Here is a 17,787-nt window from a genome sequence, read left to right on the forward strand (position 1 = left end):
GGAAGTGGCGGATGTTCTGGCCAATGGGCCCCTCAAGGCCGAAGCCATCGCTAAGAAGGTGGGGGCGCATCCCGTTTTCCTGAAGCGCGTGCTCCGGGCCCTGGCCAGCGTCGGGGTCTTCTCGGAGACTCCCGACGGACGCTACCGACTCAATCCGCTGGCCCAGACGCTGTGCAAGGACCATCCGGGCTCCATGCGCGATTTCGTCCTGATGATCGCCGATGACTACCACTGGAAGGTCTGGGGAGAGCTGGAATACGCGCTGGAGACGGGCGGCAATGCGTTCGAGAAGGTGCACGGCGTGCCGAGCTTCGCCTATCTCCAGGCGCGTCCCGAGAAAGAGCGCACTTTCATGGCGGCGATGGCTGGCATCTCCGGGACGGAGAACCCGGCGGTGGCGGCGGCCTACCCGTTCGGCCGGCTCAAGCTCCTGGTCGACATCGGCGGAGCGCATGGCCACATGCTGGCCACGATCCTGCGCCGCCACAAGAAGCTGAAGGGGATCCTCTACGATCAGCCGCAGGTGGTCGCGGGGGCCGCCCGGAGCGGCTTCGTGACCGCCCCCGACGTGCGCGATCGCTGCGAAGTGATGGGCGGCAGCTTCTTCGAGACGGTGCCTGAGGGGGCCGACGGCTACATCATGAAGTACATCATCCATGACTGGGACGACGAGAAGAGCCTGCGCATCCTGGGGAACTGCCGCGACGCGATGGCGGCCGGAGGCCGGGTCCTGGTGGTGGACAACGTGATTGCCCCCGCCAACTACTGGGGAAAGATCCTCGATATTAATATGATGCTCGGCCCCGGGGGGCAGGAGCGCACGCGCGGGGAGTTCGAGAGCCTCTTCCGGCGCGCCGGGCTCCAGCTCACCCGCGTCATCCCGACCTCCTGCGATCTCAGCATCGTGGAGGGGGTGGCGGCCTAGGTCGTCGTCGTTCCATCCCGCTTCGCCGGGTTGCGTCTCGCTTGCCTACGGCAGGGGTGCGCGGCGCTTCGTCGTGGAGCGGCCATAGGCCGCGGCGCCTTGCGATCCGGGCAGCTCGACGGCCTCTGTAATCCTCATACGCAACGATGAGCATTGTTCCGGCGCCGGGCGTCGGTCGCCCGGGGCAGAAAGCGGGAGAACCCATGAGCGAGCCGCGCATTGTCAATGTCGGAGATCTTCCCTGGACGGAATGGTCCGCGGGACCGGGAATGAACGTCGAGATCCGCGATCCGGCGCGCAAGCTGGAATCACACCTGTGTGGGCTGCGCCTCTATCGCCTCGCGCCCGGCAAGCAGGCGACCCGGCTGCACCGCCATCTCCTCCAGGAGGAGATGTTCCTGATCCTCAAGGGGAGCGGGACGTTGCGGCACGGAGATCGCGAAGTGCCCGTCCGCCAGGGGGACTTCATCCTCTATCCCGCGGGCGATCCGACCCCCCACACCTTCACCAACCCGGGGACCGAGCCGCTCGAGTATCTGGCCACGGGCAATCGCGTCTCCTACGAGGTTTGCGAGTACCCGGAGGACGGGACCGTTTTCGTGGAGGCGATCGGCAAGAGCTTCCGGTCGAAGGACGCCGTCGACGTGGCGAAGAAGATGGAAGAGTATTTCAAGGCGGGCAGGTAGCGTGGGAGCGCCTGCCCCGGCGCGCGACGCGGCATGACCAAGACGCGGCTCGAAGCCTTCAGCGACGGCGTCGTCGCCATCCTGATCACCATCATGGTCCTGGAGCTCAAGGTGCCGCACGGCACCGACGTTGAGTCGCTGCGGCCGGTCGTGCGGACCTTTCTGGCTTACGTGCTGAGCTTCATCTTCCTGGGCATCTACTGGAACAACCATCATCACATGCTGCACACGGCGGAGCGCATCAACGGGAAGATCCTGTGGGCGAACCTCCACCTGCTGTTCTGGCTGTCGCTGATTCCCTTCGCCACCGGATGGCTGGGAGAGAACCGCGTCGCTTCTTTTCCCGCGGCGCTGTATGGCGTCATCCTGCTGTTCGCCGCCGTGGCCTATACGATCCTGCAGGGAGCCATCGTCCGTGAGCATGGGCCGGAATCGAGCCTCCGGCAGGCGGTCGGGGGCGACGCCAAGGGAAAGGTCTCCATCGTCTTGTACGTGGCGGCGATCCCCCTGGCCTTCCTGAATCCCTGGATCTCGATCGCGATCTACGTCACGGTGGCGATGATCTGGCTCGTCCCCGATCGCCGGATCGAATCGCACGCGCATCACTGAAGACAGCCTCCCACGGGAAGAGCATCCGTTCCAGACGACCGAGGCGTTCCCAACCGGAGAAGGAGAGAATGGTGGCCGAGCTGAAGACGAAGCAGAACGACGCGAGCGTCAAGGAGTTTCTCGGGAGAGCCAGGCGGAGCTGATGCACAAGCTGGGCACCTGGGACCATCCGACGGGGCGTTGCAGTGGGTATTAGTTGCGGGAGAAGGGGATTTCTCCGGCGGGGGCATCGGAGCCCAGCACCTCGCGGATGGTCGCCTCGATCTTCTCGATGTTCACCGGCTTGAGCAGGCAGGGGTTGTCGGTCACCGTGGAGAACTGCTGGCTGGTCAGCGAGTTCATATCCCCGGTGATGAAGATGAAGCGGCGCTTCATGTCGGGCTTGATCTCCACCACCTTCTCGTAGAGCTGGATCCCCGACATGCGCGGCATCTTGATGTCGGTGATGACCAGGTCGTAGTTTCTCGACTCGATCTTCCGCAGTGCTTCCACGCCGGTCGACGCCGTGTCGATGGAGTGTCCCAGGGCCTGCAGCAGCTGCAGGTAGAGCTCCACGATCATCTCCTCGTCGTCCACCACCAGAATCTCGCGGCCGCCGGGCACCTGCGGGCTGGCGGGGTGCGGCCTCTCCGAGGCCTTCGGCTCCGCGACGTAAGGGTCGAAGACGACGAGGAAGGTCGTGCCCGCGCCCACCTGGGTTTCCACCAGGATCTCCCCGCCATGGTCGCGCACGATGCCGAAGGAGACGCTCAGGCCCAGCCCGGTGCCGCGTCCCTGCTTTTTGGTAGAGAAGAAAGGATCGAAGATGCGCGGCAGCACCTCGGCCGGTATCCCCGGTCCGTTGTCGCTCACCGCCAAGGCGACGCGGCCGTCCCGCCGCAGCTGCGTGCGCAGCGTCAGCCTGCCCCGTCCCCGCTCGGTGCCCATCGCCTGCTGCGCGTTGTTGATCAGGTTGGTCAGCACCTGCTGCACCTGGTGGAAATCGGCCAGGACGTAAGGCAAATCCGGCGTGATCTCCTTGACGATCTCGATGTTGTCGGCGCGCAGCGAAGGCTCCAGCAGGTCGAGCGTCTTTTCCAGAATGCCGTTGAGCCCCACCGGCTTGCGCTCCGGTGAGCCCGGTCGGGCGAAGCTGAGGAGGTTCTGGACGATCTTCTGGCAGCGCCCGGCGCAATCGACGATCCGCTCGATGTCGCGCTGGAAGCGGCCGTTCTCGTCCTTCTGGGCCAGCAGCTGTGAGAAGCCCAGGACGCCGGAGAGCGGGTTGTTCAGCTCGTGAGCCACTCCCGCCACGATCTCGCCGATGCTGGAGAGCTTTTCCTTCTGCTGCAGCAGCGCGGTGGCCTGATTCTGCTCGGTCACGTCGCGGCCGATCAGGATGAGGGACCCGGGAGGCTCTGCCAGGGGCGCCACGGTCACGCTGAGATCCCGGAAGCCGCTGCGCGTGATCAGCCGGCCCGGGGCGTGAATCGGCCCCTTCGATTCGACCGCGCGGCGGTGCAGCGATTCGAGAGCAGGCAGGCCCTGCAGAATCCGGCTCACCGGCTCGTGCAGGATTTCGGAGCGCGCCATCCCCGAGAGGCGCTCGACGATGCGATTGCCTTCCCGCACGACCCCATCGGATCCCACCAGGAAAATCAGGTCGGGCGAATGGTCGAACAGCACCCGGATCCGGTCGGAGGTCTGCTCCAGCTCGCGGGCGTGCTCCCCCAGCTTCTGGTAGAGCATCGAGTTCTTGATGGCGCTCGCCGCGGCGTGCGCCACGACGCGGCAGAACTTCATCTCGTCCTGCGTGAAGCTGCGCTTGCGCGAGGCGCGCAGGAACAGGGTGCCGAGGACCGTCTCCTGGTAGAGGATCGGCAGCACCATCAGCGAATGGAAGTTGAGCTTCAGCAGGTCCACCACGACGGGACGCAGCAGGTCGCTCTTCTCCACGTCCTCGATGATGATCGGCTTCTTCTGGCGGATGGCGGCGACCACCTCCGGGTATTTCGCCAGGTCCACCGGCAGCATCTTGATCTTCTGGTCGTCGTTGGCGGCCACGACGAAGGCGCGCTCGAACTCCTCGCCTTCCACCAGCAGGATCGAGCAGCGGATGGCGTCGACCACCTCGGCGATGCGGCCGGCGATCTGGAACATCACCGTGTGGAAGTCGAGCGAGCTGGTGATCGACTCCAGGATTCCCAGCACGTACTTCAGCTCCTGCCGCTCGCGGTAGATGCCCTGCACCTCGTCGCGCCGGCGGCGAATCTGCAGCACCTGGAATCCGAAGTAGACCGCCGTGGCGAAGAACAGCGGAAGGACCATCAGGTGCCCGGCCGAGAGGATCTCCGGTCCGTCCGCGCGGAAGGAGCAGAGCACCAGGTAGATGAGGCTGAGCGCCACCGAGCCGAGGACCACCTGCATCATGCGGGTGGAAGCGGCGATGCCCACCAGCATGATGAAGAAGAACAGGCAGAGGATGCCGGTGACGTCGGCCTGGAACACCAGGTAGGAAACGATGGCGGTGTCGAGCAGGCCCAGCGAGAACTCGAAAGGCGAGGCGCGCAGCGCCGATTCCGGCAGCAGCGTCACCGCCACGTTGCAGGCCAGGAAGATACCGAGCGCCAGGTTCACGTAGAGCGTGTCGACGAGCTCGATCTGGCGCGCGAAAGCGAAGCCGATGAGCGTGCTGAACAGGGTCCACCGCAGCATGAGGACGAGACGCTTCGGGGGGACGTCGAGACGGCTCAGCTTTTCTGTGGAGAATCCAAGGATCTCGGAAAGAATCGCCATGGGCTCCCTGGGCGCAGTCCTTCCCCCCTCTTTCGGAAGGACACCCCAAATATAAGGTTCGCCCCGGGGTGCGCAAGGCGCCCAACTTTGTCAAGGCATTGACGTTTTCAGTGGAGAACGCGGAAAACCCGGTACTCTCCATGCTCGAAGGCGGGCTCGAGGCAGCTCCAGGGGAGCGGCCGCGCGAGAATCGGGAAGTCTCCGGTTTCCGGAGGACCCACCACCAGTGCTCCCACTCCCAGGTGCGCGAGCCCGGGACAGGAGAGGGCGGGATCCTCCGAGGAGAAGATGGCCAGCAGCTCCTTCAGGTTCCGGTCGAAGTCGGCGGGATTCGAGTAAAAGAGGCGCGCCGCCCAGGAATCGGAGAGGATCGCGGGGTGGCCGCTGAGATAGACCAGCTCGGGGGAGTTGCGCAGCGGAGAAGCCTGAACCGTCACCCCCCGGGGAAGATGAGAGCGGACCCACCTTCCGGCCGCAACTTCGTCGGCATCGAGCACCGGCTTGTCCCATGAAGCGCCGAAAGAGAACCAGAGCGTGCCGAGCAGCCCCGGCAGGAGCACCAGCAAAGCGGCGCGCCGACCGAGCCTCGATTTCCAGGCCGCCTCGAGGCTCAGTCCCGAGAGAGCGGCCAGGGCGATCCAGACGAACATCGAATTGCGCATCGACAGGTCGTTGTTCTCACCGGTCGAGGCGACGAGGCAAATCATCACCAGGGCGGGGCCGCCCATCAGCAGAAAGGGGAGCAAACCCCTGCGCAGCTCTGGATGCCGCCGGGCGATCAGGGCCCCTGCCAGGCCCAGGATCAAGGCCGGTCCGAAGTCGATCATCAGCTGTGCCGGGAGCAGGGGGCCTGCACCGGCGAAGCGGAACTTTTCGACATCGCTGCGCGCACCGAAGTAGAGATTGACGACCGGCGCGGCGAGTGCCAGGGCGGTGATTCCCGCCAGGAGGCTGCGTCGTATTGCCGGGGCGCGGTCATGACGCCCCAGTCCCCACTCCAGAAAAGCGGGGCCTCGCAGCAGCGCCAGCGTGACCACCCCTCCCAGCGCCACATAGCCGTTGAAGCCCGCCATGGCGGCGAGACAAATTCCCGCGCCGGCGTAAGCACGCTCTCCCACGCCGTCGGTCTCGAGGAAGTAGAGAGCGAGCAGGAAGACCGTCACCGCGGAGACGGCGTGCGGCGCCCAGTAGAACTGCGCGAACAGGCCCGGAATGAAGATCTTCTGGTGCGAGATCCATGCATCCACGTTCCAGCGGCGGGCGACCATCTCGTTCCAGTCCGCGACCTCGCCCGAATTGAAGATGCGGACCAGGGTCGGGAGCAGATCGTAACCTCCTGCCAGGCTGACGGGGAGCAGGGCCCACAGCGCCCCCCGGGGCCTGCCGGACAGTTCAGCGAGGACGAAATAGAAGACCGCCAGGAAGAGTAGCGCGGCCGCGAGCGTCAGCAGCGCCGTGATGAGGTAAGCAGGGGCGCGGGCGCCGCAGAGCGCCTGCACGCCGGCATCCACAAGGTGGAAATAGGTGTGGTAGTAAAAGGGGGAGGATGACTTGATGAAAGGATTCGTCGGAGGAAGGCCTCCGTAGACGATCGCCTCGGAAACCGACTGGTGGTTGTGCAGATCCCATCCCTTGGTGCGCGTCTCGCCCCCGGTGGGCTGAGTCCCGATCCAGAGGGTCGGAGCCAGCAGGGCGGCGGTGAGGATAAGAAAAGTCGCGACGCCCCAGCCGGCCGGGACGGCCGCGGAGCGAGGCACATGCCGCCGATCACGCCGCAGGGAAGCGAGGATCAAGATCAGGGAGAAGCCTCCCAGGACTCCCAGGACCATCGCCTTGCCGAAGGGGAACAGGAGACCGGCGAGCCGCAGCGCCACCGGCGTGATTGCCAGGGACAGCCCGCAAGCCAGCGTGGTGCGGCGCAGGGCCGCGCCGGGACGGTCGGGCTCCAGATGAATGGCCAGCGCGCGGCCGGGGAAGTAGAGCACCAGGGGGAGCGCGCCGAATAGCGCCGGGGCCCAATGCGGCGAGAGGCACAGCACGAGCGCCGCGCCCAACCAGGCCAGCGAGCGATGCCGCCCCTCCGGGAGAGTCACGGCGTGGTCGGCACGAAGAGATAGGTTGCGGCCCGATGCGCTTCGAAGGTATCGGCCAGGCGGTAGCCGGGCTCGAGATCGCGCAGATGGGAACGCCGCTCATCGGTCCAGCCGTGCGAGAAGAGGAGCCACCAGCGTGCCTGGGGAGCGGCGCGCATCAGCTGCGCCGCCTCGGCGGTGAAATCCCGGATCACCGTCTCCCGGCCCAATACCGCCGTCTCGGAGCTTCCGTGGTAGTAGTAGCGGAACTGCGGGATGGCGTCCTTGTTCACCAGGATCCGATCACCGGGCTCGACATGATGCTCCAGGTAGGCCATCACCGGGCGCATCTCCTGACCTCCCGGCTCGGCGTGGTAACGCTCCAGGAAGATCGCGCTGCCGGTGGCAATCGCGATCAGCAGTGCCGCCGACAGGGCACCGCGCGCCATGCCCCGCAGCGCCATTATCCCGGACGCCGACAGGACATAGAAGAGGGGCGCCGCATAGAGCATCTGGCGGGTGGCGCCGAAGGGGTACAGCCACAGCGCCGAACCGGCGGCCGCGGCGCTCACGCCAAGCAGAAAGGCCGTCGTGGCGGCGCGCCCCTCGCTCCGGCGCCACAGATTCACCATACCGATCACGGCCAAAGCACCGAACAGCGCGCCGGCGATCGGCAGGATGAAAGAGAAGTAGCCGGACAGATCGAGGATTCCTCCGGCGAAGAAGCGCAGCGCCGGAAGAAGGCCGTCACGCGGCAGGAACTTGTCCTCGTAAAAGCTGGCCGGCGTGCCGCGCGCCATCTGGCCCGGGATTGAAAATGCGTAAGCCGGCGCCGCCGCCGCCATCCCGGCCAGCAGCGCGATGCTGGTCCGCCGGCGCACCGTCGAATCGGGGGTGACGCCGGGGAGCCAGGTGGCCGCCAGGATCGCCAGGCAGAGCCAGAGCATCCCGTACATCGCCAGCATGCCCCCGAACGCCGTCAGCCCCAGGAGCATGAATGAAGCCGTGCGGGTCTTGTCTCCCGAAGGCCGGTCGCGCTCCGAGACGCCGCCGGGGGGGCTCATCATGGCCAGCCAGACTGCCGGCAGAAGCGCGCCGAACAGGAGCGTCAGGCTGTAGACCCGCAGCGATTGGGCATAGCGGATCGGGTAAGGAGCGAGTGCGAAGAAAAAGGCTGCGGCGCGCGAGGTGGCGAGATCGCCGGTGGCGCGGCGGGCCAACAGGTAAACGGCCGGGATTGCGGCGATCCCGATCAGGCAAGGGAGCAGGCGCAGCCAGGTCTCCCCGCGCGCCGCGAGGGAATGCAGATGCAAAAGGACGGCAAAGCCCGGCGGATCGAGGGTGATCTCGCGGTTGGCGACGAGGGCGTTGCCCTGGGAGGCCCAGAACTGCTGGCATTCATCGTAGGAAAGGCTGCGCTCGCCCAGCCCGAAGAGACGCACGGCAGAGCCCAGCACGATGATGACCCAGAGCCAGCGGTCGCTCTTCATCCGGGATAATCTGGCACAAGGACGCGCCGCGATCCACCGGCTGAGTCTCTTTCCCAGAGCGGCCGGAGCGGCGTGCTAGAATCCGCCGGATTTGCCGCCTCAACGCGCGTCTCCCGGCGCGCCCTCACCGGCGGAGCGCATGGCGACCTGGGAAGAAAGACGCCGCAAGATCATCTACTTCCTCCTCTTCGTAGGGGTGGTCACCCTGGCCGCCTTCTTCTACGAGATGGGGACGGTGCGCCTCGTCCCGGAGGCGATCGGTACCGACTTCCTGCATCTGGCCGGCTACGCCGCCGCCTCCTTCCTCCGCATGCTCGCCGCCTACGCCCTGTCGCTCTTCTTCGCGGTCGCCTGCGGCACGCTCGCGACCGCCGGTCCTTCCCAGGAGCGCTTCATCCTTCCTTTTCTCGACATCATGCAGTCGGTGCCGGTGCTGGGGTTCTTCCCGGCCGCCGTCTTCTTCTTCGTGGGCATGTTCCATGGGTCGCGCGTGGGGGTCGAGCTGGCGGCCATCTTCCTGATCTTCACCTGCCAGGCCTGGAACATGGCCTTCGGCGTCTACGAGGGGATCACCACGATTCCCGCCGACGCGCGCGAAGTGGTGACCTCGTTCGGATGCGGCCCCTGGAAGACCTTCCGACGGCTCCTGCTCCCTTCGGCGGTGCCGAAGCTCGTCTACAACAGCATTCTCTCCTGGGCCAACGGCTGGTACTTCCTGATCGCCTGCGAGATCATCGCCCTGGGCCCGGCGCGCTACCGCCTTCCGGGGCTCGGGTCCTATTTGATACGCACTACGGAGGAGGGAGACTTAGGGGGGACCTTCATGGGGCTGGCCGTCCTGACGGGGATCGTGCTGGCCATGGACCTGCTGCTGTGGGGGCCGCTTTCCGCCTGGGCGGGAAAGTTCCGCTACGAGTTCGCGGCGGAAGCGGCGCAGACCGAGACGCGGCTGCCGCTGGTGTTCGTGGGCGGCGCGGCCGTGGCGCGCTGGATGCGCAGGATGATCCGGCCGTCGCTGCTGGCCGCGGGCAGAAAAGCGCGTGCCGGCACGCGCTGGGCGCGCTCCCGGTCCGCAGCCTTGGCGCGCCGGCTCCTGGGGCGTCGGTCCGTGACAGTGACGCGGCGCTCGCTGATCGGCCTGGCGATCCTGCTGGGAGTCGCGCTGACGGCGCGTGCGCTGCTGGCGCTGGCGCACGGGCTGGCCCTGCCGTGGCCCGAGGAGGCCCGCAGCATTCCCCTGTATTTGCTCTACTCGTTCCTGCGGCTGTCGGTCGCCTACGTGCTGTCGGTCGCCTGGACGCTGCCGATGGCACTCTGGGTGGGAGACAGCCCGCGTGTGTCGCGCGTGGTGACGCCGCTCGCGGAAATCGGCGCCTCGCTCCCGGCCACGGCGCTCTTTCCACTCATCATCGTCTTCGTCATCCGGACCGCCGGCGGGATGAACCTGGCGTCGGTCCTGCTGGCGTTGACCGGAATGCAGTGGTACCTGCTGTTCAACCTGATTGCGGGAGTTCGCGCCATTCCGGCGGAGCTTCGCGAGGCGGCGCGATCGCTGGGTTTGTCGCGCTGGATGACCTGGCGCCGGGTGGATCTGCCGGCCGTTCTCCCGTCGCTCATCACCGGCAGCCTGACGGCGTGGGGAGGCGGCTGGAACTCGCTCATTGTCTCCGAATACGTGATCTACAAGGAGAAGGTCTACTCGGTTCCGGGGATCGGCTCGATCCTGGACAACGCCACCTACGTCTCCGGCGACAAGAAGATGGTGCTGCTGACGCTGATTGCCCTGGTCGGGACGATTGTTCTCCTGAACCGGCTCGTCTGGCACCGGCTTTACGTGCTGGCGGCCGACCGTTATAAGATCGATGCCTGAAGGATCATCATCCTTGGATCTCATCCGCCTCGAGCAGATTCGCAAGACCTACCCGCAGCCGCAGGGGACAATCACCGTCCTCGACGGGATCGATCTCTCCATTCAGACCGACGAGTTCGTGGCGATCGTCGGTCCCTCGGGCTGTGGCAAGACGACGCTGCTGCGCATCATCAACGGGCTGATTGCCGCGAGCAGCGGACGGGTGCTGTATCGCGGCGAGCCGCTGGCCGGGGTGAACCTGGGGTGCGCCATGGTGTTCCAGTCGTTCGCGCTGCTCCCCTGGCTGACGGTGCGCGAGAACGTCGAGCTGGGGCTCGAGGCGCGCGGCATGGACGCCGAGCAGCGGGCGAAGAAGGCCGGCTTCTTCATCGACAAGGTAGGGCTGGACGGCTACGAGGAAGCCTATCCTCGCGAGCTGTCGGGAGGGATGAAGCAGCGCGTCGGGCTGGCGCGGGCCGTGGCGGTGGAGCCGGAGCTGCTGCTGATGGACGAGCCCTTCTCGGCGCTCGACGCGTTGACCTCGGTGGCGCTGCGCGAGGAGCTGCTCGACATCTGGCGGGACAAGGAGATCCCGCTGCGCACGATTCTCCTGGTTACGCACATCATCGAGGAGGCGGTGGAGCTGGCGGACCGCGTCATCGTCCTGTCGAACCGTCCGGCGCGCATCCTCAAGGACCTCACGGTCCCGCTGCAGCGGCCCCGGAGCAAGAAATCGGAGGAGTTCGGCCACGTCGTGGACGAGATCTTCTCTCTCATCGCCTGACGGCAAAGCGCCGGGGCGGAGGAAAGGACAATCAGAATGGACGTTCTGCCGGTGCCCGAAGTAGGCATGACCCGGATCCTGGGTCTTCTGGAGGTCCTCGACGACCATGGAGGGCGGGAGGACATCTACCGCCTGGCGCGAGACCTTTCCTACGAGTTCGGGGACCTGCTGGGCGTCATCAAGGCGGCGGAGATCCTGGGGCTGGTGGACACACCGGGAGGCGACGTGGTGCTGCAGCCGCTGGGGAAGCAGATTATCGAATCGGACGTGAACACCAAGAAGAGCCTGCTCAAGAAGCAGGTGAAGGGACATTCTCTGTTCGCGCACTTCATCGGCTTCCTGAAGGGACAGGAAGAGCGCAAAGCGAGCCGGGAGGAGGTCGTGGGGGAGGCGGGGCGGATCCTGCCGCAGGAGAAGCCTCTGTCGGTGTTCAGGACCCTGGTGAACTGGGGACGCTACACCGAGCTGTTTGGGTACAACCGTGACGACGACGCCTTTTATCTCGACTCGGAAGAATGACAGCGGCGGGCCAGCCCGGCGCGATGCAAGGAAAGAGGACCAAAAAAGAAGAAGGCGACCGTGGCCGGCCGCCCTCTTTATCCCGGGGCAAGAGTCCCGGGGTCACAAGGCCCAAGTCCAGGAAGGACGGGCCTCTTCATCTTTTTTGCGGTGCTTGTCTTACCGCTCACACTCCGCTTTACACTTACACTCTGCCGACATCGAGTGGCACATTTTGCGCCATTCGTCACACAACCGCCACGTCCGCCGGAGACTTTCTGCCTCCGCTGCGCGGCGAACGCCAAGCTCGATGTCTACCCATTTCTATACGCCCGCAATTGGGCGAAGTCAACAAAAACTTTCCCGTGCCTCGACACGTTCTTTCCGGCAGCCGGTTGATTTTTTCGTCGATTTCCCATACTGAGGGGCCAGCGGCCGCGCCTTGCGGGTCGGTGCCTGCCCGGCTTTGCCTGGGCTTCGGCACCTTGTTCGCGGTGCGGGGACTGGTACGCTTCTCCCGCATGGAGCTTGGTTGAGGAGGCCGCGATGAGCGAGACGACGGGCAGCGGGCTTGCGGCCGTGCCGGCGGGCTCCCGCGACAAGCTGCCGGGCATCGCCCTGACGGGCTGGCTGTGCGCGGGCGGCGGCATCGTTCTGATTCTCAGCGGCGCCGCCTTCGGGATGGTCGGGGTTCTGGCGCGCGCGGTGGCGCAGCAGGGGTCCGACATCTTCGCGCAGGCGCGACAGGGGATGGATCCCCTTTCCGCCGCGCTCCTGGATCACTTCGGCGCGGCGGCGGCCATTATCGCCATCCTCGGACTGGCGAGCCTCGTCATCGGGGTCCAGTTCGCCCGACTCCGGCCGGCGGCCCGTCCCGCGATGGAACTGCTCGCCTGGGCGGTCCTCGTTGGGACCGTGATCCTGCAAGTTGCGACGCTGGCCTTGCTGTGGAAAAGCGATTCCCCGCAGGAGCCGACCTCGTGGGCGTCCCATCCGGCCGTCTCCACGGCGTTGAGCATCCTGCAGGTGGTGGTGTGCCTCGGGGTGATTCGCTTTGTGCGCAGCACGGGGGTGCGATCGGCGTTTGGGTCAGGAGCGGCGCGAAAGGGACCGACTTAGAGCAACACCACCGACTGCAGGGTGGTCACTTCGAAGCGCTTGCGGCAGCGCGGCTCCTGGCAGTTCACCGTGTCGTCGGCGCGCACCATGTAGGAGCGCGCCTTGGCGAACTTGGCGCGATCGTCGGAGCCGGCCCGGGGGGGGAGGGACGGCTTCTTGGTCCGCACGACCCAGCGTATCTGGTAGGTGAAGGCGCGCCGGCAGAAGGGGCAGTGCAGCTCCGCCGGCTTGGATTCGGTCTTCTCATTGTAGAACTCGCGCTCGTCCATGCCCAAAGACTACTCAAACTTGCCTGCCAGCGTCAATGAACTCGACGGAAAAATCGGCGGCGCGCGGCCGGACGCGCGGAATGTCCCCCCAAACCTCCGTATGCTATAGTTTCACGCCGCTAACGCCACAGCGAAAGATCTTTCCAGCGATCTCAATAACGGTCCGGGCAGTCCCTCCGGCCTTGCTCATGGGAGTGGATCCAATGTGGGAGAAGCTGACCGCAAAGGCTTTGAAGCCGTCCAGCCTGACGATGGACGGGATTTCGAAGAAGACGATGGAAGAGCACCACAAGCTCTACACGGGGTACGTGAACAAGACGAACGAAATCATGGAGAAGCTGGGCTCGGTGGACCTCAAGGGAGCGAACCAGGTTTACAGCGATCTGCGGGCCCTCAAGGTGGACCTGACCTTCGCGATCGGCGGCGTCAAGAACCATGAGATCTACTTCGATCACCTCGGCGGCAAGGGCGGCGCGCCCACCGGCAAGGTCGCGCAGGCGATCGAGCGGGACTTCGGTTCCTTCGACCAGTGGGCCGCCGACCTGAAGGCGAGCGGCATCGCCGCCCGCGGCTGGGTCTGGCTCGCCTTCGATCGCGACTGGAAGCGCTTCTTCAACTACATCGGGGACGCCCAGAACACCTTCCCGGTGTGGAACGCCACGCCGATCCTGGCGCTGGACACGTACGAGCACGCCTACTTCATCGACTATGCCGTCAACCGCGGCGCCTATATCGATGCCTTCCTCAAGAACCTGGATTGGGATGCCGTCCAGAAAAACTACGACGCGCTGAAGATCTGATTCTCCGGATGGGGTTTGGGGCGGCCCGCTGCGCGGGCCGCCCTTTTTTTTCCGTCGCGTTGACCACGTCGGACCCATGGGCTAAAGTACCGCGCCCGATTAACTTGCGGCCATCAGGGAGGGACACATGAGGTTTCGCCGATACCTAATCGGTCTCGCGTTGTGTGGGCTCGCGGTTCCCGCCTTCTCTCAGGACATAGGCTACTACGGCATCGGCCCACGCGTCGGAGTCTCGAGCGATCCCGATCAGATCATCGGCGGCGTCCACTTCAACCTTGGGGAATTCGCGCCGCATCTCAGGTTCCAGCCCAACGTCGAGCTGGGTTTCGGGGACGACTACACCATTCTCTCGGCCACCGCTCCCGTCCATTACCGCTTCCAGGTGAACGCGCCCATCGTTCCTTACGCGGGCGGCGGACTGACGCTCGCCTTCGTCAAGTTCGATCCGGACGACAGAGACGGCGACACCGATTTCGAGGTCGGCGCCAAGGCGATTGGCGGCGTCGAATGGCCGCTCAGCGGAAACAACGCCTTCTTCGTGGAGCTGAACGTCGGCTTTGGCGACATCCAGGACGTGCAGGTCATGGCGGGCTGGATGTTCGGAGCGGCCGCGGGACCCTCCGACACGGGACCCACCAAGGCGAATCCATAAAAACTGAGGATTCCATCTTGGGCACCGTTGCAGGCGGCGGCTGAAGAGCGGCCGCGCCTGAACGGCCGCCATTTGATCAGGTGCTTGCGGGAACGGGAATAGGTTGGTCCCGCGCGAACCGTTCCCCGGCCTATCTCTCTTCGAATTATCCGCAAAGTAGCCAGCGAGAAATCCCCCGATCCTGGCGCACCGTTGGTTCGTAACCACTCTCGGATGCGGCCTGCGGATTCCTCCCGCCTGATCCTCCGGGCGACCATCGAGGGGCGGCCGGAGCTTGTCAGCCGGCCCGTCGCCGGCCTGCAGACCTTCGAGCCCGCGCTTCGCACAGGCCCCGCCCTTCGTGCAAAGTTCAGGCGCGGCCACCTTGTTACCTTCCCACCGAACCCTTGAGCACCTGATCAAATAGCGGCCGTTCAGGTTCGGCCACCTTTTACCTACCCCCGAACCCGTGAGCACCGGATCAAATGGCGGCCGTTCAGGCGCGGCCGTTCCTCAGCCGCCGCCTGCAACGGTGCCCAAGTCCAGCCCTAGCTTCTTACGAGTAATTCGATTTTGTAGGCTTACTCCAAAACATCGTCGATCGGCCAGGGAATCTCTACGGCTTTCTTACTCCGTCAATGTTCGAGTTCGTCCACGTAATCCGACGGTAACGTATCCGTGATTGCCCGTAGGGATCTCCACTGGAATCCTGGCGCGGAGCGCCTTTCTTCGCAATGCCTTAATTATATGAAACACAAATGGTTACCGTCTCAGGCTCGCGTCGTAGGCGTGGTGGCACCTCGCTTGCTGATATCCGCCCCGGGACGTGAACTGGTCTGCTTTCCATGGTGGAGACGAAATGAAACCCTCTCTAAGAAACATGGCAGTCGGGACGGCAAGCATCGTCCTGGTGGCCCTGTTCTTCGCCGTGTCACCACTATGGGCGGGGAGCGCCACGCTGAGCTGGGACCCCGTCGCGGACCCGGATCTGGCGGGATACAGGGTTTATTGGGGCACTTCCCCGGGGAACTATCCGAACAACGCCGACGCCGGCAACGCCACGACCTATACGATCCCCTCGCTGACCGACTGCACCGTCTATTATTTCGCGGTAAAAGCCTATGACCAAGCGGGCAACCTGAGCGCCGCCTTCTCCAATGAGCTATCGGGTATGGCGAAACCGACCGTCACCGCCGTGGCACCGAACTCGGCGATGCAGAACGCATCGGGTGTCAGCCTGACCCTGACCGGGACGAACTTCAGGACCGGGGCGACGGTGAGCTTCAGCGGCACCGGCATCACGGTCAACAGCAGCAACGTCGCGAGCTGCACCTCCGCCACCATCAACATCTCGATCGCCGCGTCGGCGCCGACCGGCGCGCGCGATGTCGTCTTCCGCAACAGCGACCTGTCGACCGGCACCGGCACCGGTCTGTTCACCGTCAACCTGGCGGACCTGACGGCGCCGACCTTCAGCGCCGTCGCCAGCTCCGGCGTCACCACCACGGGCGCGACGATCACCTGGACGACGAACGAGGCTTCCACGACCCAGGTCGCGTATCGCGTCCAGGGCGGCGGAAGCTTCACTTCGACCACCGTAAACTCGAGCCTGGTGACGTCGCACAGCGTGACCTTGTCGGGCCTGACCGGCGGCACCATCTACGAGTACCACGTCGTCAGCACCGACGCCGCCGGCAACACCGGCACCTCGACGCCCGATCAGACCTTCACCACCCGGACGTTCGACTACATCACGTTGGAGGCGGAATCGGGGACGATCACGGCGCCGATGATCTCCAAGAACGACTTCGATACGCCGCTGGCCTTCAACGGCAACTACATCTGGACCCCTGCGGGCACCGGCACCAACACCAACGGCAGCCCCACCGGCAAGGCGACCTACAACGTGACGGTGGCGAACTCCGGGTCCTACACCTTGTGGGTGCGCATGTACGCCGCCACCGCCAACAACGACAGCTTCTGGCAGAGCATCGACGCCAGCAGCAAGACGGCGCTGACCGCCGGCAACCTCGGTGTCTGGGTCTGGACGCGCGGCGCCTCGTACACGCTGACCGCGGGCAACCACAGCCTGGTGCTCGGCCACCGCGACGAGCAGACGCGCGCCGACCGCATCATTCTGACCGACGATGCCGCTTTCACGCCGACCGCGACGCCCATCGACAGCACCCCCGCAGTCATCTCCGCGGTCGCGTCGGGAAGCCTCACGACCACGGGCGCGACGATCACCTGGACCACGAACGAGCCGGCCGACAGCCAGGTCGAGTTCGGGACCAGCGTCTCGTACGGCTCGAGCACCACGTTGAACCCGAGCCTGCTCCTGAGCCACAGCGTCGTGCTGACCGGCTTGAACTCGGCCACGACCTACCACTACCGCGTCATCAGCGTGGACCGCGGCGGCAACATCACCCGGTCCGCCGACTTCACCTTCGTCACCGCGGCGCCCGCCGATACGACGCCGCCGTCGAACGTGCAGAACCTGCGGCGCGGCGACACGACTCCTTAGGTTTCGGCTCCTCCCTCCTCCGCACCCCCGCCGCGATCGTCGCGGCGGGGGTTTTCGTTTGGGGAGGCGTCAAGTCCCCTGGGCCATTTTTTCCGGGGCGTCATGCGCATCCCCTTTCCATGAGCGCAAGGAATACCCCTGACACAACCCCTGTTCACCAATAGGTAGTGGTCAGGGGGAATCTCTGGAAACCCTTGTGCACACCGCAATTTGGAGAGGGATCGGAAAAGGGGTGGGCGGAGAATCGGCCCTATAATAATGTGGAGTCTTGGACTTGGTGGCGCGGTCCACTTCTCCGTCCACACCAAGGATCGGTTGGTGAGGTCAGCCCGGAGAAACGCCGCGCCACCTTGAATTCTCCCCTCGGTCCTGTATTCTTCTGCCGCAGCAGGAGCGGGTCATCTGCCTGCACGACGCTCATCAACCCCAACTAATCAAGGAGGAATCATGAAGCGTGCCCTGATCGCGGCTCTGGTCGTGGGTCTGCTCACGCTTGGCGCCGTGGCGTCGAGCCAGTCGGGATTGGCGGTCGGAGAGAAGATCGCCGCATTCCTGGTGAAAAACTGCGACGGGGGCGATCCCTACTGCCAGGTCTGCAAGTACGGCAAGCGGCCGAAGTTGATCTCGGTGGGTGATCTGAGCGATCCCGGCTGGATCCAGGACCTGAAGGCCATCCAGGCCCTCAACGAGAAGTACTCGCAGGACGGCAAGGGACTGGCGGTGTTCGGACTGGCTGCCGAGATCAAGGACGGCAAA

Annotated in this window: 15 protein-coding genes; 11 read left to right on the forward strand and 4 right to left on the reverse strand. The window is 65.2% G+C overall.

The window, feature by feature from the left end:
- The 3 genes from VFW45_06295 to VFW45_06305 form a co-directional block, all read left to right on the forward strand.
- Nucleotides 1-925, forward strand: a 925-nt coding sequence (locus VFW45_06295; protein HEU5180380.1) for a methyltransferase, incomplete at its 5' end; no start/stop codon positions are given.
- A 203-nt stretch (nt 926-1,128) separates the two neighbouring features.
- Nucleotides 1,129-1,611 carry a cupin domain-containing protein gene (locus tag VFW45_06300; protein HEU5180381.1) on the forward strand — a complete coding sequence of 161 codons (483 nt, stop codon included), beginning with the start codon at nt 1,129-1,131 and terminating at the stop codon, nt 1,609-1,611.
- A gap of 33 nt (nt 1,612-1,644) precedes the next feature.
- Complete coding sequence (locus tag VFW45_06305) at nt 1,645-2,220, forward strand: TMEM175 family protein (GenBank protein ID HEU5180382.1); 576 nt, start codon at nt 1,645-1,647, stop codon at nt 2,218-2,220.
- 192 nt (nt 2,221-2,412) lie between these two features.
- Here the strand turns inward: VFW45_06305 and VFW45_06310 are convergent, their stop codons facing one another.
- From VFW45_06310 to VFW45_06320, 3 genes are all read right to left on the reverse strand, one after another.
- The gene (locus tag VFW45_06310; GenBank protein HEU5180383.1) at nt 2,413-4,995 is read right to left on the reverse strand and encodes an ATP-binding protein; all 2,583 of its coding nucleotides are present in this window, start codon (nt 4,993-4,995) and stop codon (nt 2,413-2,415) included.
- A gap of 107 nt (nt 4,996-5,102) precedes the next feature.
- Nucleotides 5,103-7,088 carry a hypothetical protein gene (locus VFW45_06315; protein ID HEU5180384.1) on the reverse strand — a complete coding sequence of 662 codons (1,986 nt, stop codon included), beginning with the start codon at nt 7,086-7,088 and terminating at the stop codon, nt 5,103-5,105.
- On the reverse strand, nt 7,085-8,557 hold the full coding sequence (locus VFW45_06320) for a hypothetical protein (protein HEU5180385.1): 1,473 nt from the start codon (nt 8,555-8,557) through the stop codon (nt 7,085-7,087). Before VFW45_06320 ends, VFW45_06315 begins: the two co-directional genes overlap by 4 nt.
- Before the next feature lie 139 nt (nt 8,558-8,696).
- Between VFW45_06320 and VFW45_06325 the strand changes: the two genes are divergently transcribed.
- The 4 genes from VFW45_06325 to VFW45_06340 all read left to right on the forward strand — a co-directional run bounded on the left by VFW45_06325 (nt 8,697) and on the right by VFW45_06340 (nt 12,807).
- Entirely contained in the window at nt 8,697-10,427 is a 1,731-nt protein-coding gene (locus VFW45_06325; protein ID HEU5180386.1) for an ABC transporter permease subunit, read from the forward strand.
- 13 nt (nt 10,428-10,440) lie between these two features.
- Nucleotides 10,441-11,190, forward strand: coding sequence for an ABC transporter ATP-binding protein (locus VFW45_06330; protein HEU5180387.1), 750 nt, complete (start codon nt 10,441-10,443; stop codon nt 11,188-11,190).
- 36 nt (nt 11,191-11,226) lie between these two features.
- On the forward strand, nt 11,227-11,709 hold the full coding sequence (locus tag VFW45_06335; GenBank protein HEU5180388.1) for an AAA-associated domain-containing protein: 483 nt from the start codon (nt 11,227-11,229) through the stop codon (nt 11,707-11,709).
- Nucleotides 11,710-12,234: 525 nt separating this feature from the next.
- Entirely contained in the window at nt 12,235-12,807 is a 573-nt protein-coding gene (locus VFW45_06340) for a hypothetical protein (protein HEU5180389.1), read from the forward strand.
- Here the strand turns inward: VFW45_06340 and VFW45_06345 are convergent.
- Nucleotides 12,804-13,076 (reverse strand): hypothetical protein, encoded by a 273-nt coding sequence (locus VFW45_06345; protein HEU5180390.1) that lies wholly within the window; start codon nt 13,074-13,076, stop codon nt 12,804-12,806. The two genes, VFW45_06340 and VFW45_06345, sit on opposite strands and share 4 nt — an antisense overlap.
- 203 nt (nt 13,077-13,279) lie before the next feature.
- Here VFW45_06345 and VFW45_06350 point away from each other — a divergent pair, with 203 nt between their 5' ends.
- The 4 genes from VFW45_06350 to VFW45_06365 all read left to right on the forward strand — a co-directional run.
- On the forward strand, nt 13,280-13,876 hold the full coding sequence (locus tag VFW45_06350; protein HEU5180391.1) for a Fe-Mn family superoxide dismutase: 597 nt from the start codon (nt 13,280-13,282) through the stop codon (nt 13,874-13,876).
- Nucleotides 13,877-14,003: 127 nt separating this feature from the next.
- On the forward strand, nt 14,004-14,528 hold the full coding sequence (locus VFW45_06355) for a hypothetical protein (protein HEU5180392.1): 525 nt from the start codon (nt 14,004-14,006) through the stop codon (nt 14,526-14,528).
- A gap of 838 nt (nt 14,529-15,366) precedes the next feature.
- Nucleotides 15,367-17,031, forward strand: a complete 1,665-nt coding sequence (locus VFW45_06360) for a fibronectin type III domain-containing protein (GenBank protein HEU5180393.1) — start codon at nt 15,367-15,369, stop codon at nt 17,029-17,031.
- A 447-nt stretch (nt 17,032-17,478) separates the two neighbouring features.
- Nucleotides 17,479-17,787 (forward strand): hypothetical protein (locus VFW45_06365; protein ID HEU5180394.1); only part of this gene is annotated, 309 nt, incomplete at its 3' end.

It is taken from the genome of Candidatus Polarisedimenticolia bacterium, assembly GCA_035764505.1.
Lineage (GTDB): Bacteria > Acidobacteriota > Polarisedimenticolia > Gp22-AA2 > AA152 > AA152.